The 20,663-nt window shown below is 33.5% G+C and carries 18 protein-coding genes; 4 read left to right on the top strand and 14 right to left on the bottom strand.

Annotated elements, in window-relative coordinates:
- Nucleotides 1-52 precede the first annotated feature (52 nt).
- From EAH81_RS00380 to aspA, 5 genes are all read right to left on the bottom strand, one after another.
- Nucleotides 53-1,456 carry a sensor histidine kinase gene (locus EAH81_RS00380; RefSeq protein ID WP_140502249.1) on the bottom strand — a complete coding sequence of 468 codons (1,404 nt, stop codon included), beginning with the start codon at nucleotides 1,454-1,456 and terminating at the stop codon, nucleotides 53-55.
- A 1-nt stretch (nucleotide 1,457) separates the two neighbouring features.
- The gene (locus EAH81_RS00375; RefSeq protein WP_140502248.1) at nucleotides 1,458-2,132 is read right to left on the bottom strand and encodes a response regulator transcription factor; all 675 of its coding nucleotides are present in this window, start codon (nucleotides 2,130-2,132) and stop codon (nucleotides 1,458-1,460) included.
- Between the two features lie 136 nt (nucleotides 2,133-2,268).
- Nucleotides 2,269-3,537 (bottom strand): BamA/TamA family outer membrane protein, encoded by a 1,269-nt coding sequence (locus EAH81_RS00370; RefSeq protein ID WP_140502247.1) that lies wholly within the window; start codon nucleotides 3,535-3,537, stop codon nucleotides 2,269-2,271.
- A 275-nt stretch (nucleotides 3,538-3,812) separates the two neighbouring features.
- Nucleotides 3,813-4,076: a hypothetical protein gene (locus EAH81_RS00365; protein ID WP_140502246.1), complete on the bottom strand. Its 264-nt coding sequence runs from the start codon at nucleotides 4,074-4,076 to the stop codon at nucleotides 3,813-3,815.
- Between the two features lie 107 nt (nucleotides 4,077-4,183).
- The gene (aspA, locus tag EAH81_RS00360; RefSeq protein WP_140502245.1) at nucleotides 4,184-5,593 is read right to left on the bottom strand and encodes an aspartate ammonia-lyase; all 1,410 of its coding nucleotides are present in this window, start codon (nucleotides 5,591-5,593) and stop codon (nucleotides 4,184-4,186) included.
- A gap of 297 nt (nucleotides 5,594-5,890) precedes the next feature.
- Between aspA and EAH81_RS00355 the strand changes: the two genes are divergently transcribed.
- Entirely contained in the window at nucleotides 5,891-6,469 is a 579-nt protein-coding gene (locus EAH81_RS00355; protein ID WP_140502244.1) for a pentapeptide repeat-containing protein, read from the top strand.
- A gap of 165 nt (nucleotides 6,470-6,634) precedes the next feature.
- Here the strand turns inward: EAH81_RS00355 and EAH81_RS00350 are convergent, their stop codons facing one another.
- The 5 genes from EAH81_RS00350 to glyA form a co-directional block, all read right to left on the bottom strand.
- Nucleotides 6,635-7,156: a hypothetical protein gene (locus EAH81_RS00350; RefSeq protein WP_140502243.1), complete on the bottom strand. Its 522-nt coding sequence runs from the start codon at nucleotides 7,154-7,156 to the stop codon at nucleotides 6,635-6,637.
- A gap of 67 nt (nucleotides 7,157-7,223) precedes the next feature.
- Nucleotides 7,224-7,721, bottom strand: a complete 498-nt coding sequence (locus EAH81_RS00345; protein ID WP_140502242.1) for a GNAT family N-acetyltransferase — start codon at nucleotides 7,719-7,721, stop codon at nucleotides 7,224-7,226.
- A gap of 22 nt (nucleotides 7,722-7,743) precedes the next feature.
- Nucleotides 7,744-8,784 (bottom strand): GMP reductase, encoded by a 1,041-nt coding sequence (locus EAH81_RS00340; protein WP_140502241.1) that lies wholly within the window; start codon nucleotides 8,782-8,784, stop codon nucleotides 7,744-7,746.
- A gap of 263 nt (nucleotides 8,785-9,047) precedes the next feature.
- A complete protein-coding gene (locus EAH81_RS00335) occupies nucleotides 9,048-9,641 on the bottom strand; it encodes a tRNA-(ms[2]io[6]A)-hydroxylase (protein ID WP_140502240.1) in 594 nt (197 codons plus the stop codon).
- A 140-nt stretch (nucleotides 9,642-9,781) separates the two neighbouring features.
- Nucleotides 9,782-11,056, bottom strand: coding sequence for a serine hydroxymethyltransferase (gene glyA, locus EAH81_RS00330; protein WP_140502239.1), 1,275 nt, complete (start codon nucleotides 11,054-11,056; stop codon nucleotides 9,782-9,784).
- A gap of 108 nt (nucleotides 11,057-11,164) precedes the next feature.
- On the opposite strand from glyA, the gene fahA reads away from it, so the two are divergent.
- Nucleotides 11,165-12,448 (top strand): fumarylacetoacetase, encoded by a 1,284-nt coding sequence (gene fahA, locus EAH81_RS00325; RefSeq protein ID WP_140502238.1) that lies wholly within the window; start codon nucleotides 11,165-11,167, stop codon nucleotides 12,446-12,448.
- A gap of 576 nt (nucleotides 12,449-13,024) precedes the next feature.
- Here the strand turns inward: fahA and EAH81_RS00320 are convergent.
- The gene (locus tag EAH81_RS00320) at nucleotides 13,025-14,065 is read right to left on the bottom strand and encodes an agmatine/peptidylarginine deiminase (RefSeq protein ID WP_140502237.1); all 1,041 of its coding nucleotides are present in this window, start codon (nucleotides 14,063-14,065) and stop codon (nucleotides 13,025-13,027) included.
- Nucleotides 14,066-14,250: 185 nt separating this feature from the next.
- Here EAH81_RS00320 and EAH81_RS00315 point away from each other — a divergent pair, with 185 nt between their 5' ends.
- Both EAH81_RS00315 and EAH81_RS00310 read left to right on the top strand, forming a co-directional pair.
- A complete protein-coding gene (locus tag EAH81_RS00315) occupies nucleotides 14,251-15,774 on the top strand; it encodes a choice-of-anchor I family protein (protein WP_140502236.1) in 1,524 nt (507 codons plus the stop codon).
- 203 nt (nucleotides 15,775-15,977) lie between these two features.
- Nucleotides 15,978-17,243, top strand: a complete 1,266-nt coding sequence (locus EAH81_RS00310; protein ID WP_140502235.1) for an OmpA family protein — start codon at nucleotides 15,978-15,980, stop codon at nucleotides 17,241-17,243.
- Nucleotides 17,244-17,314: 71 nt separating this feature from the next.
- Here the strand turns inward: EAH81_RS00310 and EAH81_RS00305 are convergent, their stop codons facing one another.
- From EAH81_RS00305 to EAH81_RS00295, 3 genes are all read right to left on the bottom strand, one after another.
- Nucleotides 17,315-18,202, bottom strand: a complete 888-nt coding sequence (locus EAH81_RS00305; RefSeq protein WP_099711870.1) for a carbon-nitrogen hydrolase — start codon at nucleotides 18,200-18,202, stop codon at nucleotides 17,315-17,317.
- Nucleotides 18,203-18,800: 598 nt separating this feature from the next.
- The gene (locus tag EAH81_RS00300; protein ID WP_140502234.1) at nucleotides 18,801-19,214 is read right to left on the bottom strand and encodes a hypothetical protein; all 414 of its coding nucleotides are present in this window, start codon (nucleotides 19,212-19,214) and stop codon (nucleotides 18,801-18,803) included.
- Between the two features lie 332 nt (nucleotides 19,215-19,546).
- Nucleotides 19,547-20,434 (bottom strand): DUF808 domain-containing protein, encoded by an 888-nt coding sequence (locus EAH81_RS00295; protein WP_140502233.1) that lies wholly within the window; start codon nucleotides 20,432-20,434, stop codon nucleotides 19,547-19,549.
- Nucleotides 20,435-20,663 lie beyond the last annotated feature (229 nt).

The raw sequence follows: 20,663 nt of genomic DNA, 5'->3' as shown, positions 1-20,663 counted from the left end.
ACAAAATAACTTCGCGCAAATTAGAAGGGTCTTAATCTAACATTAGAATTTTCTAAGATTCAACATTAGAATTTTTAATGTTGTTTTTCTTTAAGTTTGATTTATTAAAAATAAGGGTCACAATGGTTCCTTTATTTTGTTCTGATTGTACCTGAATTTCGCCATCGTGCATGCGGATAATTTTTGAAGCCAAAGGAAGCCCCAAACCATAACCTATATATTTGGCCGCAATTTTTCCTCTAAAGAAAGGTTCGTACAAATGCGGAATATCTTCTGGCGGAATCCCAATTCCGATATCATTAATCGCAATTTTAATCCAATCCTGATTGGCAGAAAGCGTTACAAAAACTTCATTATTATCAGAATATTTTACTCCATTTGTAATAATGTTGTTGATCGCCAATTCAAGAAGTGGTCTATTGCAAGGTATCAAAAGTAAATTAGAATATTTTGGCGCAAAATTAAGCTTGATACTCACACGGTTGTCCGGATAAATTTTATCTAAATCTGACTTTACATCCATCAAAAGTTCATCAATTCGGGCAATATCCAATACTTGTTTTTTTCCGTCATAACCCGTTTGTGTTAGTTTTAGCAAACTTTCAGTTAAGTTTCCTAATCGCGAAGCCTGACTGTAAATATTCTCCAGAGATTGAATATATTCCGGAACTTCTCTTTCTTTTAGAAGCATGATTTCAGACTCGGCAATAATCGTTGTTATTGGCGTTTTTAATTCGTGAGAAGCATTATTGATAAAATTCGCCTGAATCTCAAAAGAGGTTTCCAAACGATCCAGCATATCATTGAAAGTCTCCGTAAGATCTGAAATTTCGTCTGAGTTTTTAACCTCAGGTAATCGGTTATGCAGGTTTGACGCACTAATTCTATTTACTTCTTTGGTAATTCTTGCCACAGGATTAATGACGCGTTTTGCCAGAAAACGCCCTAAAAAGAAGGCAAGAAATATAAATCCTATCCCGCCAAAAAGCATGATTTTAACGATATAAATCATCGTCGTAGGACCTCTTCGATCACGTGCACCAACAATTACAATATATTTCTGATTATTCTCTGTAAAAACTTGTCCTAGATAATACTTATTGTCTATTTCAAAATAATCTTTACCGGCTTTTAGAATATTGGTATAAAACTCATTCGGAAGATTCAGTTTTGTATTGTAATCAAAGCTATTTGCACTATTTATTTTGAGCACAAATTCTTCTTCTTCAATAAGTTCTTCCAGTCCGTTTTTCTTCAGATTACTGTAATACTTTATTTTTTCAGGATCCTTCTGGAAATGAATTGAAGCCACAATTTTAGCTCTGTCTTCAAGTCGTTTTAAGAAATGATAGCGATTATTTTCGCGAAACAATACAAAAACGATAATACACAATAAAAGTGTACTAAAAGTAGAAAGTGCTACATATGTAAAAGTTATTTTTTTTCTTATATCCATTTTATGGCTTTAAAATATAACCTAAACCTTTCATGGTATGAATAAGTTTAGTCTTAAACGGTTTGTCTATTTTTTTTCTTAAATACGTGATATAAACATCGACAACATTAGTATTCATGTCAAAATTAATATCCCAAACATTGTCCAAAATCTGATCACGAGATACAATTCTACCCGTGTTTTTAGCCAAATAATACAGTAATTTAAATTCTTTTGCGGTTAAAATAATCGATTCTCCATCTCTTTTAACAGATTTGGCTTTGCTGTTTATTTCCAGGTCACTAATTACAATCGTATCTACCTTTTCTGTATCCTGATTTGCTCTTCGATTCAAAGCATTTACTCTTGCATCAAGTTCTCCAAACTTAAATGGTTTTACCAAATAATCGTCGGCTCCGGCATTTAATCCCGTTACAATATTTTCTGAAGTTCCCAACGCGGTCAAAAGCAAAACCGGTACAAAATTTTTGCTGGCACGCAATCTTCTGCAAATTTCGATTCCGTTAATATCCGGTAACATTACGTCCAGGATTACCACATCAAAATTGTAATTGTTAATCATTTCCAAAGCCGTTTTACCATCAAGAGCCACGCTTACTTCATTATTATTTTCGGCAAAACCTTTTCGTAAAATCGACAAAAGATTTGGTTCGTCTTCGACTATAAGTAATTTCATCTTAATTTGTGTATGGTTAACAAAAATAAGAATTGAGTTTAAAATACGAATCAGAATATTTTAATAATTATGATTTAATTGTGAAGCGTGTAACTTTTCGACTTTTAAAGAAAGTCGTTGACATTCTCTTTATATCCTAAAAAGTTTCTCCGGCATTTAGATAAAATCCTTTAGAATTATTTCCCCATGCATAATCTGCAATTAGATTGGTTCGGGTTTTTTTATCAATTAAAATACGTAAACCTATACCTGCAGAGGGTTGAATTGAGCTAAAAAGAGCCGTATTTGTATCGCTATTGCTTGCTGTCACAAAATTCGTAAAAACAGTTCCGCTCAGCATTTGGTTACATGTAATAGGAAATCTGAATTCTGTCGAGAGATAAACCAGATTATCCCCTCTAAACAATCCTTGCGTGTATCCTTCTCCGCTTCGGCTTCGCTGATCCCAGCCAATCGCAGGCAAATTTAGATACGGAACTTTTCCTCTGGTTACAAATTGCCCGTAAGTCCAAACTGCCAGAATGTAATTTTTATTTTTGTTCGAAAGAGGAAAAAAACCACGGTATTCAGTAAACAAAACATTACTGTACTTTTGATTATTAAACAATACCGGATTAAACCGATAGTTAATGTTTGCAAACCATCCATGTGTAGAATTTACCTGATTATCTCTTGAATCGTGCACTAAATTAAGACTCATACCACTCAAAAAATACTCTAAATCATTAAATCCGTATTTCTGACTGTAATTATAATGGTAGGTAAATTGTCCGTTTGCTACATCTAAATCCTTATCCTTTATACTCGAATACCAATCAAGATTTATTCCTCCCCCAACATAATAATTCTTAGCGACTTCAAACGAAACGGTTTGATGAAACTTAAAATAATTATAATCCATTGGCTCTGCAATAGAATCAATACTAAAGCCTGCTTCTTTGCTGTGATGCGGAATAATATCTGTTCCTAAACCATAATTAGGCTGCGAAAAAACATACAATCTATAGTCTCCGCTTAAAAAAATCTTATTATTATTTAGCAATATATTATTCTTGACATTAATAAGCCATTGCTTTTTGGTCGTATAAGTTATCCCCAAATTGGCGATAGAATATTTGTCTGATGCTTGTTTTCCTTTAAAAGTATATTGTGCAACTCCTCCAAAAAAGAATCCCGTTGCAGGCTGAGAACCAATTGCAGGAATGACCAGAAAAAAGTTGTTTTTTGTGGGTTTAACAACATAAACTGAATCTTTCTTTTTAAAAATTTCTAATATGGTTTTAGGCGGGCATTCTCTAGAATTTTCCGATTCTGTTTGCGCAATCAAGCTCAACGGAAGAAAAAACAGAAATCCGAAGATTGCATACTTATATTGAAAATAATTATTTTTTGAAAAATTTACCATTTTAAGTTTTATTCTTTTGAAATAACATTCAGGTCTTATGTAAATATATAGCTAATTTTCAACATTTTACCAAATAAATCTTATAAAGAATTTAAGAACATAACCCGATGTGTATTTTTTTTTAACACATATATATATCTAATTTTAAAAAAAGCATTTCACTTATTTAATTAAGTCTAAGTTGGAGTTGTGATTTTTTTCGCCACGAATTTCACAAATTTTCGCCAATTAAATTTGTGTTAATTTGTGAAATTTGTGGTTAAACTTAATTACCTCTAAGTAGAGATTTGAAATCTTTTTTTGCCACAAATTGCACAAATTTTCGCCAATTCAATTTGTGCTAATTTGTGAAATTTGTAGTTAAACTTAATTACCTCTAAATAGAGATTTGGAATCTTTTTTTTGCCACGAATTTCACTAATTTTCGCCAATTCAATTTGTGCTAATTTGTGAAATTTGTAGTTAAACTTAATTACCTCTAAATAGAGATTTGGAATCTTTTTTTTGCCACGAATTTCACTAATTTCCGCCAATTCCATTCGTGTTAATTCGTGAAATTCGTGGCAAAATTTCAAAAAAGTTCTTCGACAAATAAAAAAGCCGCCAATAAAACTGGCGACTTTATATAAAAACTCAAACGAGTTTCTTATTTCGTAATAAATTTAGGATGGATTAAATTGTCTAACGAATAAATCTCATCCCATTTTTCCTGTGTAATTAATTTTCTTTCGACCACAACAATATCATGTACGCTTCTATTCATTTTTAGAGCTTCTCCGGCAATGCTGGCACTTTCTTCGTAACCTAAAATTGGGTTTAGTTGCGTAACGATTCCGATACTGTTCATTACCATATTATAGCAGTGATCTACATTTGCTGTAATTCCGATAATACATTTATCGATTAAAGTCTGGATTGCGTTCGAAAGATAATCCAGTGATGTAAACATTGCAAAAGCAATAACCGGTTCCATTACATTCAATTGTAATTGCCCTGCTTCTGCCGCCATTGTTACGGTTAAATCCTGTCCAATTACATAAAAGCAAGTTTGGTTTACCACTTCTGGAATCACCGGATTTACTTTTCCCGGCATAATAGAAGATCCTGGCTGACGTGCCGGCAAGTTAATTTCGTTGAAACCTGTTCTTGGTCCTGAACTCAATAATCTTAAATCATTACATATTTTCGAAATTTTTACCGCTGTTCTTTTTAACGTTCCCATAATTTGAACATAAGCTCCGGTATCAACTGTTGCTTCTATTAAATCAGGTGAAAGCGTTAACGGAATCCCAACTTCTTTGGCTAAATAATTCACGCAGATTTCCGGATATCCTTCCGGTGCGTTTACTCTTGTGCCTATTGCCGTCGCTCCCATATTGATTTCTAAAACCAAACTTTGAGCATCTTTTAATCTCCTAACGTCTTCTCCAATTGTGGTGGCATAAGCTCTAAATTCTTGTCCTAAAGTCATCGGAACGGCGTCTTGCAATTGTGTTCTTCCCATTTTCAAAACACTTTTAAACTCTTCTCCTTTTGCTGCAAAAGCAACTTCTAAACCTTCTAATGTTTTAATAAAGCTTTCCATTTTCAAATAAAGCGCAATTCTAAAAGCTGACGGATAAGCATCATTTGTCGATTGCGAGCAGTTTACATGGTTGTTTGGATGCAGAAAATTATACTCTCCCTTTTTATGTCCAAGGTATTCTAAACCAATATTTGCGATTACCTCGTTTGCATTCATATTCACCGATGTTCCTGCTCCACCCTGAATTAAATCGCTTACAAATTCCTGATCAAATTTACCCGCAATAACCTGATCACTTCCGTAACAGATTGCTTCGGCAATTTTTGGATCCAGTGCTCCACAATCTTTATTAGCCAAAGCTGCGGCTTTTTTTACATAACCTAAAGCTTTGATAAATAGTGGTTCTTTTGAAATTGGAATTCCTGTAATATTAAAATTCTCTACAGCCCTAAAAGTTTGGATACCATAATACAGATGATCGGGAATGTCTAATTCCCCTAAAAAATCATGTTCTTTTCTTGTTGATCCCATATAATAAAATGTTATATTTTTAACTTAAAATCAATGTAAAGCTACATCAAATTAGGGCTACAATAAAATAATGAATCTTAAATAAATCATAGAATTTTCAATAATTTAATTAAATACTTAGACAACTACTATTCAAACAATCCAAAAACGGTAAATCCTTAAGAATATCATTAATACATTAACACAACTCCCTGAAAAACATGTAATTGATTTTACCTCTATTTTTATAAAAAAGCGACCTAAAATAACACTATTAATTATTATCTTTTCACTCTCAAATAACCATTAAAAATAACATTGAAAAAAGAGTCAGAATATTTCCTTGATAAAGAATACGATACCAAAACTTACGGTAGAGACGATCTTAACTTTAAGGATTTTGAATGTTGTATTTTTAACAATTGTAACTTTTCTGCCTGTACATTTTTGGCTGTTACCTTTATTGATTGCGTTTTTAACGATTGTATTTTTAGTGAAGCAAAAATTAATTATGTCGCTTTTAGAACAGCAACTTTTAACCGTTGCGAAATCAAAGAAGTGAATTTTGCGATGTGTGACAAACTCATTTTTGAAGTTCATTTTTACGATTGCATTCTGGATTTTTCGAAGTTTTATACTTTAAAAATAAAAGGAACTACATTCAACAGTTGTAGTTTAATTGCGGTAGATTTTATGGCAACAGATCTTACAAGTGTTTTGTTTGACAATTGTGATTTATATCGTTCTGAATTTGACAAAGCCATCGCCAACAAAGCCGATTTTAAAACGAGTTATAATTATACTATCGATCCATCAAAAACTAAATTGAAGAAGGCTGTTTTTTCATTGAAAGAATTAAAAGGATTGCTGTTTAAGCATGATGTTATTGTGAGTTAAAAGAATAAAAAAAGCCAGTTATAAAACTGGCTCTTGATTAATATATTTTTTACTTGGGAAATTACCCTACTATAACATCTCTTTTCATAATAAATAATTTTAAATTAATTTATATAACAATATTATTGATTTAATAACTCATAGCCTAATTAATACTGTTAATTGTTACCCAACACCTAAATCATCACCAGATTTAAATTTCTTATCAGTAATCGCGTCTCTAGAATAAAAATCTTTCACAAAAACATTCGTAAAACCGGACAAAGAGTGTTTTGCAATTACAGTAAGTCGAATATAAGATGAATTATCGCTCCAATTTAATTCAATATCTTCAGTTGTACGAACTCGCATAGCATGTAAACCATTAGTGTCCCTACTATTTTTACAAGGTATATAAGAAATGAAATTATCTTTTAGAACGATATCTTTTCCTTGAATATTCATTCCGCCAACACCACCAACTTGTTTGTAAAAAGTTGGTTCAATTCTAATATCAAATATTTCTGAATTTGTCTTATTGATGAATTTAAAAAAATAGTTTGTTTGTCCTTCAAAAGTTACTTTACTTATATGGGAAGATATTTCAATTTTCACTCTTTTCCGATTCAAAAAATACATTAGAAATAAATATGATGATACGACACCAGTTAATATACTAATTACAATCCCTAATACAATTTCTGTCATTATTAATATTTCAATTAATGACAAAGATACGTTTTAAATTTAACAAGTAAAATACTATTTTATATTATTACAGCTTCTTCTCCATCACATAATCCTCCATCAAATAACCGTTTCCAATATTGATATTCACTTCATCGATAATTTCAAAACCTATTTTTTTGTAGAACCCTAATGCCGAATTAAATCGGTTTACGTTTAAGAATAAAGATGTTGAATTGTTTTTTAAAGCTAATTTTCCAATTTCATCGACAACTTTTTTACCGATTCCTTTTCCTTGTGTTTCCGGCAAAAGATAGATTTTATGAATTTTGGTTATTGCATCTTCGTTATAATGATGTTCTATTCCGATAAAACCTATATTAGTTTCCTCTTCAAAAATCATATAAAACAATTGTATTTTTTTGTTGTATTGTTCCGTTAAAGTTTCATCAGAATAAAAAAGATCCAACATATAATCCAATTGTTCTTTTGATAAAATCTCACCATAAGTAATTGGCCATGTAATATTTACTATATTCTGAATTTGCTTAATATCGTTTATAGTTGCTTCTGAAATCGTAATCATATTATATTTAAAATAGTATTTATTATTTAGTGAAAATTTGATTTTCCTGTTCGCTTACTCTTATAAAGGTGGTTCGTTTCGTTAACTCTTTCAATCGTGAAGCGCCTACATAAGTACAAGTGCTTCTTAAACCTCCTAAAATATCCAATACTGTATTAATAACTTGACCTTTAAAAGGAACCTGAACAGTTTTTCCTTCGCTTGCTCTGTATTCTGCAACACCACCAACATGTTTGTCCATTGCGGTTGTTGAACTCATTCCGTAAAATTGCTTAAATTTCTCGCCGTTTACTTCAATCAATTCTCCTCCACTTTCGGTATGTCCGGCAAGCATTCCGCCCAACATTACAAAATCTGAACCTGCGCCAAAAGCTTTTGCAACATCTCCAGGAGTACTGCATCCGCCATCGCTGATAATATGTCCGCCCAAACCGTGTGCAGCGTCGGCACATTCAATAATCGCCGAAAGTTGCGGATATCCAACGCCTGTTTTTACACGTGTCGTACAAACGGAACCCGGTCCAATTCCAACTTTTACAATATCGGCGCCAGCCAATAATAATTCCTCAACCATTTCGCCGGTAACTACATTTCCGGCAAGAATAACTTTGTCAGGGTATTGTTTTCGGGTTTGCTTTAAGAACTGCACAAAATGTTCTGAATATCCATTGGCAACATCAATACAAATAAATTTAAGCAAAGGATTTGCTGTTATAATTTGACCAATTTTTGCAAAATCTTCTTTTCCTGTTCCGGTGCTGATCGCGATATAATTGTAGAAATCCGGTGTTACTTTTTTCAGAAAATTATTCCATTCTTCTAATGAATAGTGCTTATGAATGGCTGTAAAAAGTTTTTCTTTCGCAAGAACTTCAGCCATTTCAAAAGTACCAACAGTATCCATATTGGCCGCCATAATTGGAATTCCTGTCCAATTTGTAGTGCTATGTAAAAATTTAAAATTTCGCTCTAAGGAAACCTCAGATCTGCTTTTTAATGTTGATCGTTTTGGTCTAATCATTACGTCTTTAAACCCTAATTTCAGATCCGTTTCTATTCTCATAGTTCTAAATTTTCGTTACTTTCAAATGTACAATTTTAGATTGTTGATTTTAGAGTTTAGATTGTTAAAAACTTTGCGAATATTTTGAACGCGGATGAGACGGGTTCGCTAAGCGAAAACGCGGATTTATACGGATTTTTTTGATTTAGACTTTACCAATTGCAGCCCGTTTCTCCCGATAATTATCGGGATCGCTTAAAGTGACAAACGTAAAAACTGCGACTGCGACTGCGACTGAAAACCGAGACTGAAAACTAAAAAACCTACCCGTGAATCGTTTCTCCTTTTCCGTAGTTAGAAATAATTGATTCTTCGTAGGCGAGCCATTCTCTCCAACGTTTTTCAACATCAATTCCAACTCCGTATTTACGGGCGTAAGTGATAAAAGTAACATAATGTCCCGCTTCGCTTTCCATTAAATCTCTGTAGAAAACAGCTAGTTCCTCGTCCTGAATATTTTCAGACAAAACTTTAAAACGTTCGCAACTTCTGGCTTCGATCATTGCTGAAAACAATAATCTTTCGACTAAACCAGAAACACGACTTCCGTCGCCGCTTTTCTTCATATATAAATACAATTCATTTACATAATCATCTTTGCGCTCGCGTCCTAATTTCAAGCCTCTTTTGATGATAATATTGTGAACCTGCTCAAAATGATCGATTTCTTCTTTTGCTAAAGCCAATAAATCTTTGACCAAATCCTGATGCTCTGAGTTATTGGTAATAATTGTTATTGCGTTTGTTGCTGCTTTTTGCTCGCACCAAGCGTGATCTGTCAGGATTTCTTCAATATTTTTCTCAACAATATTTACCCATCTTGGATCTGTTGGCAGTTGTAATCTTAATACGCCCATGGTCTTTTTTTGTTTTATTTTGTTTCAAGTTTTCTTTGTTTCAAGTTCTGTTAAGAACGAAAAAAGTTTAAAGTTTTGCTTTACGTTTTTTTACGTGTCACAAAACTTTAAACTTGAAACTTTTTAAACTTGAAACTTTTTTAATATACGAAAATTGGTCTTTCGCTCATCATTTCATTTACTTCGTTTGCCACTTCTTCGATAATTGCTTCGTTTGTATGATCAGCAAGTACTTTATCGATTAAGGCTACGATAGTTTCCATATCTTCTTCAACTAAACCACGAGTTGTGATTGCAGCTGTTCCAACACGTATTCCTGAAGTTACAAATGGTGATTTATCATCAAATGGAACCATATTTTTATTTACTGTGATTTCTGCTTTTACTAATGCATTTTCTGCTTCTTTACCAGAAACTCCTTTGTTTCTTAAGTCAATAAGCATCATGTGGTTATCAGTTCCGCCAGAGATAATGTTGTATCCTCTTTTTACAAAAGCATCAGCCATAGCGTTTGCATTTTTTTGTAATTGCATCGCATAAGTAAAGAACTCATCTTTTAATGCTTCACCAAAAGCTACTGCTTTAGCTGCGATAATGTGCATTAAAGGTCCTCCTTGATTTCCAGGGAAAACAGCAAGATCTAATAATGAAGACATCATTCTGATTTCTCCTTTTGGAGTTTTCAATCCTTGTGGGTTTTCGAAATCTTTCCCCATCAAGATCAAACCTCCACGTGGTCCACGTAATGTTTTGTGTGTTGTTGTAGAAACGATATGACAATGTGGAATTGGATCATTCATCAAACCTTTTGCAATTAATCCTGCAGGGTGAGAAATATCAGCAAATAAGATTGCTCCTACACTATCAGCGATTACTCTAAAACGCTCAAAATCCATATCACGTGAATAAGCAGATGCTCCGGCGATGATTAATTTTGGTTGCTCTTTTATTGCAATTTCCTGAATTTTGTCATAGTCCAAACGACCTGTTTCAGCATCTACACCGTAAAAAACCGGTTTGTATAAACGTCCTGAAAAGTTTACAGGAGAACCGTGAGTCAAGTGACCACCATGAGATAAGTCGAAACCTAAAATAGTATCACCAGGATTTAAACATGCGTGGTAAACAGCCGTATTTGCCTGAGAACCTGAGTGAGGCTGTACGTTTGCATATTCAGCACCAAATAATTCTTTGGCTCTGTCAATTGCAATTTGCTCAATAACGTCAACTACTTCGCAACCGCCGTAGTATCTTTTGCCAGGATATCCCTCTGCATATTTGTTAGTTAAAACAGAACCAGCTGCTTCCATTACTTCATCACTTACAAAATTCTCTGAAGCGATAAGTTCTAATCCGTGAATTTGTCTGTCTTGTTCCTCTAGTATAAGGTCAAAAATTTGTTCGTCGCGTTGCATTTTTTCGTTTTTCGTTAATTTCCTGCAAAAATACAAAAAAACGTTTGTCAAACTGTTAGATTATGATATATTTGACATAGAATTTTTCAACAAATAATTAACATTCACATGCCAATAACCGCCAACGATACCAAAAGAAAATCATGGTTAGAAGTACCAGAAAATAGTGACTTCCCTATTCAAAATATTCCTTTCGGTGTATTTCTTACTAAAGAAAATGTCGTTACAGTAGGAACGCGAATTGGCGATTATGCCATAGATCTTGGGGCTTTACAACAATTAAACTATTTTGAAGGAATAGATTTAACCGATGATATGTTCATGCAGGACACGCTAAATGATTTTATTTCTGACGGAAAAAAAACATGGCGACTAGTGCGAAATCGTATCGCTGATATTTTCGACGAAACGAATCCACAGCTTAGAGATTCAACAAAAGATCGCGATATTGTTATTTTTAGAATCGATGATGTCGAGATGCAATTGCCTGTTTTAATTGGTGATTACACTGATTTTTACTCTAGTAAGGAGCACGCAACAAACGTTGGAAAGATGTTTCGCGATCCAGAAAATGCTTTATTACCAAACTGGTTACACATTCCGGTAGGATACCACGGAAGAAGCTCAACTATTGTTCCGTCCGGAATTCCGGTTCACAGACCAATGGGACAAACTTTGCCAAATGGTGAAAAATTACCTGTTTTTGGCGCTTCTCGTTTAGTCGATTTTGAACTTGAAACGGCTTTCATTACTACTGATGTAAACGTAATGGGAGAAAATATACCAACTTATGAAGCCGAAGATTATATTTTCGGAATGGTTTTATTAAATGACTGGAGCGCGCGTGATATCCAAAAATGGGAATATGTGCCTCTTGGCCCCTTCTTAGCTAAAAACTTTGCAACGTCAATTTCTCCATGGATTGTAACTATGGATGCTTTGGAACCTTTTAGAACTAAAGGACCGAAACAAGATCCTACACCACTTCCTTATTTACAGACTAAAGGAAAAAAAACATTTGATATCCATTTAGAGGTTTCAATACAACCTGTAGATCAGGAGGAAACGATTGTTTCTAAATCAAATTTCAAATATTTATATTGGACAATGGCACAGCAATTAGCACATCATACCTCTAACGGATGTCGTGTAAATTCTGGTGACATGATGGGTTCCGGAACAATTTCCGGTCCAACTCCTGATAGTTTTGGCTCAATGTTAGAATTAACATGGGGCGGAAAAAATCCAATAAAATTAAAAGATGGTACTGAACGTAAATTTATCGAAGATAATGACACGGTAATTATAAGAGGTTTCTGCGAAAGCAATGAAGTTCGTATTGGTTTTGGAGAAGTTTCAAGCCAATTATTAGCTCCATTTGTGAGAGCTTGAAGAGAAGATAAAATATCATAAGAGATATAAAAAATATAAAACCTTGTTATTACTAACAAGGTTTTTTTATGGTTTAGCTTGTTTTTTTCTTTTTTTCCACAGATTAAAGAATTAAAAATGATTTTTTTTCTCATTTTATGTCATTTCGATTTCTTTGATAAAAACCGAATCTTTTTCAGGAGCTAATCCCGCTATCCGTTTCAAACGAAGTTCACTGAACTCCGAAATAAAATAAAACTTAAGTGAAGTAATCTTTTGTGACTCCCGAAGCCTCGGGACCGCCAAAAAGGATTTTCACTTCTATCGGGGCTAGGACAATCATTTTCATAAGAATATTTTCGTCTGGTTTGTCATTTCGACCGAAGGGAGAAATCACATAAAGTAACTCTACAAAGATTGGCGATTATGATAACGGAATTTCTGGTGTGATTTCTCCCTTCGGTCGAAATGACAAAAAGCGCGACGAATCAGTGGTAAAAAACTTTATGACTCTGCGTCTTTTCGAGACTTCAACTTCTGTAAACCTGACAAAACGGGCAAAAAAAACTTCGTGTCTTTGTGCCTTCGTGGCTAAATCTACGCCGGAATCTGTTGACTCAAACAATGCAATGTTCCGAATCCCCAGATAAAATCGATACAACTAATTCCGATTACTTCTCTGTCAGGGAAACATTCTGAAAGTATATTCAACGCAACTCTATCATTGCTGTCATTAAATGTTGGTACTAAAACACATTTATTCAGAATTAAAAAGTTAGCGTAACTTGCCGGCAATCTTAAATCTTCAAAATCTACGCATTTTGGCATTGGTAATGCTACAATTATTGGAGATTTTCCGTCTTCAAGTTTTGCATTTTGAAGGCGCTTCAAATTATCCTGTAATGGTTTGTAATTTGAATCATTTTTATCTGTTTCTACAATTGTTACAATCGTATCTTCATTTATAAATCGGCATAAATCATCGATATGTCCGTGTGTATCATCGCCTTCGATTCCGTCACCTAACCAAATTACGTTTGTAACTCCTAAATATTCTTTGAAAACGGCTTCATAATCTTCTTTGGTGAAGTTTTTATTTCTTACCTGAATTGTTGGATGCATTAAACATTCTTCAGAAGTCAGTAAAGTTCCTCTTCCGTTTACATCAATTGCTCCGCCTTCTACAATTACTGGTTTTCCCTTATACATTACTTGTGTTAATGGAACATCAATAAAATCGGCTATTTTACCAGGAACAAATTTATCTAATTGATAGTTTTTATATTTTGCCCAACCATTAAAATTGAAATTCAACGCTTCTCTTTTCGAACCATTTTTTACAATAATTGGTCCTGAATCACGCATCCAGCTTCTGTTGGTTTTATGTATTATGAAAGAAACATTGGCAATATTTACACGTGCTCTTTCTAACATTTCTGCTACTTTTTCTTTTAATTTTTCATCGGCTACGACCAAAAAAACAGTTTCAAAAGTGGCTACTTTTTTAATAAATTCTACAAAAGCCCATTGAACAGCCTCGTATTTTCCTGGCCAGTCATTACCATTATGCGGAAAACACAATACAATTCCTTGTTGTTTTTCCCATTCTGCTGGAAATCTTCTATTATTTGTTGACATAAAGTGATTCTAAATTTGAAAGTGTACAAAGATAAGAATTCGGAAGGATTATAAAATAGTACAATGAAATCAAATTGCAATTATGCCAAAATACCTGCTGAAATTTAAGTTAAAGATTAAATAATGAAGGCTTAATATACGACGAAGATGTGCTAATTACATTTGGTAAAACTAAAACTAAACAAATGAAAAAACTAAGTACCTCATTATTAATAGCTTTATTTATTATGGCGAGTTGTAATAATGATGATAATGCAAATAACCAAGAACCTGAAGCTGTTGTAAATGAAAATCCAGCAACTTTTAAAGAAATCGGTTCCATCAAGATTGGTGGTGAAGCTGCAGCGGAAATTTCGGCTTATGACGAAAAAACAAAAAAACTTTTTACAGTAAATAATAGCGGAACGAACCAAATCGATGTAATTGATATCTCTGATCCAACAAAGCCAACTAAAATTGGTAAAATTGATTTAACTCCGTACGAAGGTGCTTCTAATAGTGTTGCTGTTTTTGATGGAAAACTTGCTGTGGCTTTAGAATCAACGGTTAACAAACAAGGCAACGGAAAAGTAGTAGTTTTTAATACTACTGATTTAAGTTTAATCAAACAAATTACTGTTGGCGCATTGCCGGATATGATTACTTTTTCGCCTGACGGAAAATATATTATGACAGCTAACGAAGGAGAACCAAATACGGATTACTCACAAGATCCCAACGGAAGTATTTCTATTATTGAAGTAGCTAATAATTATGCTGCTACAACTTTAGATTTTGCATCTTTGAGTGGTCAGGCGGCTACTTTGGCAAAAGATGGATTCAGAATTTCGAAATTTGCAAAAAGTTTTGCTCAGGATATTGAGCCTGAATATGTGACTATTTCTGATGATTCTAAAACGGCTTGGGTTACTTTGCAGGAAAATAATGGTGTTGCAAAAGTAGATTTGACTTCTAAAACTATTACGGCAATTTATCCTTTAGGTTTTAAAGATTTCAATACTGCCGACAACGCAATTGATGTAAGTGACAAAGATGATAAAATAACTTTTAATCCATGGAAAGTAAAAGGAATGTTTATGCCTGACGGAATTAGTCATTTTACGGCAAACAATACCCCTTATTTTGTAACTGCAAACGAAGGTGATGCAAGGGAATACACTGCTTACTCAGATATTAAAAGAATGAAAGACATGACGTTAGACCCAACAGTTTTTCCTGATGCTGCAACTTTAAAACTAGAAACAAATTTGGGAAGATTAAATCTAATTACTGATATGGGAGATTCTGACGGCGATGGTGATTTGGACGAATTGGTCGCTTTTGGTGCGCGTTCCTTCTCTATTTGGAATGGAAACACCGGGAAAATTGTTTACGATAGCAAAAATGATGTAGACAAAAAAACACAAGAATTAGGAACTTATGACGACAAACGCAGCGATGACAAGGGTTCTGAGCCTGAAGCTGTTGTTGCTGTTAAAATGGGAACTCAAAATATTCTTTTTGTAGGTTTAGAAAGATCTGATGCTTTTATGACTTATGATATAACTAATCCTGCTTCGCCTCAATATTTACAAACGGTAAAAACCGGTGATGCTCCAGAAGGAATTCTTTTTATTCCGGCTTCTAAAAGTCCAACAAAGAGAAGTTTATTAGTGGTGAGCAGCGAAGGAGACGGAACTATAAAAATCTTTCAGCCGGATTTAAAATAATTTTCACATTCAGTTTCATAGAAAAGGGTAAAACAATGATTTTACCCTTTTTTTTTGGCGTTTATTAGCCTTATTTTAACTTATTTACATAATTAAAAGCCAAAAGATGGGAATTATGTAAGAGCAAATAGAACACAAACTAAAATGTCTCCCATAATTTTGTCATGAGTTTAAAATAAAAATCAACTTAAATATTAGATATCATGAAAAAGAAATTAGCTTCCGTATCCCTTGTACTACTATCAATTGCAGCAAATGCACAAAATATGGCCACTACTTCAACTCAACCTTCAGTTGATCAACCTGCATATAATAAATGGTCTGTTGAATTAAATGGCGGTGTAAATAAACCAGTGCGAGCAATGACTCCTGGTTATTCCAGCGAAACCCTCGGCCTTTTTCACACAGACTTAGGTGTGAGATATATGTTTAATCCTAAATTTGGATTGAAATTGGATGTTGGTTATGATCAACTACAGGAACGCAATGATACTCCAGAATTTGACAGCAAATATTACAGAGCTAGTTTACAAGGAGTTGTTAACCTTGGAAGAGCTTTGAACTTTGAAACATGGACAAACACTTTCGGTTTATTAGCGCATGGTGGATTTGGAGTTTCGCAATTAAGTAATGACGATGCTTTTGACGGAAAAGATTACATGGCTCATGGAATAATGGGATTAACAGGGCAAGTCAGACTAAGCAATAGAGTTGCTTTAACCGGAGATTTAACCGGAATTATTAACGGAAGACAAAACCATAATTTTGATGGTCATGGAGTTCCTGTTAATAGTTCGTTAGAAGGAGTAGTACTAAATGCTTCTGTTGGTTTGACTTTCTACTTAGGTAAAAATGAGAAACATGCTGACTGGTATTCCGAAGATAATGAAAGATTAAATAAATTAGAAGACAGAGTTACTACAATCGAAACTAATCTTATTGATACTGATAAAGATGGAGTTGCTGATTTGTATGATTTAGAACCAAATACGGTTTCAGGAGTTGCCGTTAACACAAAAGGACAATCTATCGATAACAATCAAAATGGTGTTCCGGATGAATTAGAAAGCTATTTAGATAAAACTTATTCTAAAAAAGGCAGCGAAAGCGCAACAAACAATACTGTTGAAGAACTAATTAACGGTGGATATGTAAATGTTTATTTTGATTTCAATTCTTCAAAACCAACAAATGCTTCGTTATCAGGTGTTGATTTCTTAGTGAAATACTTGAAAAACAATCCTGGTAAATCAGCAGATATCATAGGTTATGCTGACGAAATTGGAAACTCTAGTTATAATACAGAATTATCAAGAAAAAGAGCTGAAGCTGTGAAAAAAGTAGCTACTAATGCTGGAATTGATGCTTCAAGATTGAATGTAATTGCAAATGGTGAAGACACTTCTGTGAATAAAAATTCTAAAGAAGCGCGTCAAATCGTGAGAAGAGTTACTTTCCAGGTAAAATAAAAAATGTTATAATATAAAAAAGGTTGCTTCAAATTATTGAAGCAGCCTTTTTGTTTTTATTCTAATTACAATTAGTCTATTGCTCTTTTTGTAATATCTCCAAAAGCATCGATTCTTCTGTCTCTGAAAAATGGCCAGTTCTGACGTACATTTTCCTGAAGATCCAAATCAACTTCGGCAATTAAAATTTCTTCCTGATCGTGAGAAGCCTGAGCTAAAATTTCACCTTGTGGTCCCGCGATAAACGAAGCTCCCCAAAACTGAATTCCCTCTGTTCCTTCAATATATTTTTCCAGACCAATTCTATTTGCAGCAGCAACAAAAACTCCGTTTGCAACGGCGTGACCTTTCATAACATTCATCCAGGCACCATATTGGTTTTCGCCATATTGCTCTTTTTCTTTTGGATGCCATCCAATCGCAGTTGGATAAAACAATACTTCAGCACCTTTTAAAGCGGTAATACGAGCTGCTTCCGGATACCATTGATCCCAACAAATAAGTGTTCCAATTTTTCCTTTTTTCGTTTCGATTGCCTGAAAACCTAAATCTCCCGGAGTAAAATAGAATTTCTCATAGAAATGTGGATCATCCGGAATGTGCATTTTACGGTATAAACCAGCTTCAGTTCCATCAGTATCAATAATGTAAGCACTATTGTGATAGATTCCTGCCATTCTTTTCTCGAAGAAAGGAACAATAATTACTACTCCTAATTCTTTTGCCAAAGCACTAAAAGCAATAAACGAAGTACTGTAAAGTGGTTCTGCTAAAGCAAAATTATCCACATCTTCGCTTTGACAAAAATAATGACTGCTATATAATTCAGGAAGCAAAATAACTTCAGCACCTTTATTGGCAGCATCTTTTACCCAACTAATACATTTTTTAAGATTATTTTCGGCAACGTCATTTAAATTTAACTGAATAACGGCGATTTTATATTTTCTTTTCGGCATGACATAAAATTTAGAGTGCAAAAATAGTAATTTTTAGAGGAATGACAAAGGGTTGTTATTAACCGCGAAGTACGCTAAGATTTAATTTTACTTTACACATAGAAAACACAAAGTTCGCAAAGCTAGATCGACACGCTCCCGATAGCCCAATGTCATTAAGTTAAGATATTTTAGATTTTGTTCCATCGGAACATCTCATCGGTTGAAAAAAAATGCATCGAGAGAAACATCGTCCCATTGGGACGTTTGAGAAATTATATATGTAATCTGTATATGTTTTTACCAATTATTATTTATAAAATCAAACGTTCCTACGGAACGTGAAAAAATGCCGTATTTATTGGGCTACTACCAATGAAATGTTCCGATGGAACAAAAACAAATTGTTCCATTAGATTTTTCCCTAAGTTAATGACATTGCCCGATAGCCATCGGAAGTCGCTGTAAAAATAAAAAAGCCTAACTTAATGACATTGCCCCTAGTCACTAGAAACCAAAGATTTATAAAAAAAACCATTTTACAAATATTTCATTCCTTTAATAGAATCAAAATATTTATAAAATGGCTTCTAACCTAAAAATTTATCGACTAAAAAGACTAGTTTATAACCACTTTTTGAGTTATGAATTCAGTTGCTGATTTTTGGAATTTAATTTCGAAAGTCCCTTTTGCTGTCGCCTTGAATTTATAAACTGCTTTTTGAGGTTGTGGAACTTGTAATGTACAAACTTCTGCAGGGTATTTAACTTCAACTCCAAATCCTTTTGATGCACCAATTGATATTTCTGCAAATTTACTAAATACGCCACAAGCAGTTTCAGGAGTATAAGTTGCCTCATAACTTAATTCATCATTTACTTTTCCAGTTGCTGGTCCTGTAACTGCTGATACAAAAGAAATTTTTGTATTTGATACCGGAGGAGTTGGTTTATCATCGTCATTACTGCATGAAATAAATGCTGTTGATAAAAATAATACTACTAAAACTGATTTAAGTTTAAAATTTTTCATATAAAATTATAATTAATTGTTAATTACTATGAAGATGCAGATACGTTGCTTTGGTTGCTTTTGATAAATGTTAAAAAAAACAACAAAAGGATTAAATACCTGTAAATCAAAAACTTATTTATATAAAAAAATTTACGCAACTACAGTTATTTCTTATGAAAATTAAAATTTCTTGTATAGCCCCGGTAGAAACGGCATCCTTTTTTTGAGTTTTTTTCGAAAAAAAAGATATAGTGGATGACGGGAATAATGGTCTTTTGAAAATGATTGTTTTGCTCCAAAAAAAAACACCAGCCTTTCGACTAGTGTTTCTATATGATTTTATTCTGAATTTAATGTGCTGCTTTCTTTGGAAGTATCTTTTTTATCACATTTACAATTGCTAAAACCGCAAATCCTAAAACAATTCCAACCACAAATTCTTTTATAATTGCAGGGATTTCGATTTGCTCAGCCAAGTGATGGAAAAATGGAATATAGTGTACAAATATTCCGCCAGCTACTAAAATTAGGGCGATTGTACCAATAACGGTCAAAGCCTTAATAACTAATGGAAGTGCTTTTACCAATATGTTTCCGATAAATTTCAGGATGCTTTTGTCTTTTTTACTGATTTGGATTAATTTAAATCCTGCCTCGTCCATTCGTACTATAAGAGCAACGATGCCATAAACTCCAATTGTCGCAATTACTGCAATTATTGAAACTACCATTATTTGTTGTGCAATTGGTTTGCCAATTACGGTTCCAAGCGCAATAATTACTATTTCGACGGATAAGATGAAATCGGTTATTATTGCTGATTTTACTTTTCCTTTTTCAGCTTCGAGAATTTCTTCTTCTGTTAAAATTTCATCCGTGATTCCTTCTGATTCTTCGTGTTCGTGCGGAAATATAAATTCGTAAATTTTCTCTGCTCCTTCATACGCTAAAAAAAGTCCGCCAAGTACTAAAATTACAATAATTGCAACAGGAAAAAATGCGCTTAATAAAAAAGCGATCGGCAAAATGATTACTTTATTAAGAAGTGAACCTTTGCTGATTGCCCATAATACCGGAAGTTCTCTGGACGAGGCAAATCCAGAAGCTTTCTCAGCATTTACTGCTAAATCATCTCCTAAAATACCTGCTGTTTTTTTTGCTGCAACTTTACTCATTACAGCAACATCATCCATAATTGCTGCGATATCGTCTAATAGTACGAAAAAACCTGATGCCATTCTGCTTTTTTTGTTTTTAAAAACTACGTAATTCACTGGCTATAAGCATCCAGTATAATTAGTACGTTTGGTTGTTTATTGGCGCTAATCTAAGACTTTTTTACCGAATTTTCTAGCTAAAAAATCAATGACATTGCCCTAAAAGTACCCATATAATTATAAAAACTAAGATAGTTCCAAAACATCCTCCACCTAATTTTTTGGCGCCATAGCCTGCTATTAATCCTCT

Origin of the sequence: Flavobacterium pectinovorum, from assembly GCF_006438875.1 — a bacterium.
Lineage (GTDB): Bacteria > Bacteroidota > Bacteroidia > Flavobacteriales > Flavobacteriaceae > Flavobacterium > Flavobacterium pectinovorum_A.
This window is presented reverse-complemented; position numbering and strand designations above follow the sequence as displayed.

Bases quoted from the DNA above. Each gene is read 5' to 3' on its own strand.
- EAH81_RS00380 (WP_140502249.1), bottom strand. From the start codon at position 1,456: ATGGATATAAGAAAAAAAATAACTTTTACATATGTAGCACTTTCTACT.
- EAH81_RS00375 (WP_140502248.1), bottom strand. From the start codon at position 2,132: ATGAAATTACTTATAGTCGAAGACGAACCAAATCTTTTGTCGATTTTA.
- EAH81_RS00370 (WP_140502247.1), bottom strand. From the start codon at position 3,537: ATGGTAAATTTTTCAAAAAATAATTATTTTCAATATAAGTATGCAATC.
- EAH81_RS00365 (WP_140502246.1), bottom strand. From the start codon at position 4,076: ATGGAATTGGCGGAAATTAGTGAAATTCGTGGCAAAAAAAAGATTCCA.
- aspA (WP_140502245.1), bottom strand. From the start codon at position 5,593: ATGGGATCAACAAGAAAAGAACATGATTTTTTAGGGGAATTAGACATT.
- EAH81_RS00350 (WP_140502243.1), bottom strand. From the start codon at position 7,156: ATGACAGAAATTGTATTAGGGATTGTAATTAGTATATTAACTGGTGTC.
- EAH81_RS00345 (WP_140502242.1), bottom strand. From the start codon at position 7,721: ATGATTACGATTTCAGAAGCAACTATAAACGATATTAAGCAAATTCAG.
- EAH81_RS00340 (WP_140502241.1), bottom strand. From the start codon at position 8,784: ATGAGAATAGAAACGGATCTGAAATTAGGGTTTAAAGACGTAATGATT.
- EAH81_RS00335 (WP_140502240.1), bottom strand. From the start codon at position 9,641: ATGGGCGTATTAAGATTACAACTGCCAACAGATCCAAGATGGGTAAAT.
- glyA (WP_140502239.1), bottom strand. From the start codon at position 11,056: ATGCAACGCGACGAACAAATTTTTGACCTTATACTAGAGGAACAAGAC.
- fahA (WP_140502238.1), top strand. From the start codon at position 11,165: ATGCCAATAACCGCCAACGATACCAAAAGAAAATCATGGTTAGAAGTA.
- EAH81_RS00320 (WP_140502237.1), bottom strand. From the start codon at position 14,065: ATGTCAACAAATAATAGAAGATTTCCAGCAGAATGGGAAAAACAACAA.
- EAH81_RS00315 (WP_140502236.1), top strand. From the start codon at position 14,251: ATGAAAAAACTAAGTACCTCATTATTAATAGCTTTATTTATTATGGCG.
- EAH81_RS00310 (WP_140502235.1), top strand. From the start codon at position 15,978: ATGAAAAAGAAATTAGCTTCCGTATCCCTTGTACTACTATCAATTGCA.
- EAH81_RS00305 (WP_099711870.1), bottom strand. From the start codon at position 18,202: ATGCCGAAAAGAAAATATAAAATCGCCGTTATTCAGTTAAATTTAAAT.
- EAH81_RS00300 (WP_140502234.1), bottom strand. From the start codon at position 19,214: ATGAAAAATTTTAAACTTAAATCAGTTTTAGTAGTATTATTTTTATCA.
- EAH81_RS00295 (WP_140502233.1), bottom strand. From the start codon at position 20,434: ATGGCATCAGGTTTTTTCGTACTATTAGACGATATCGCAGCAATTATG.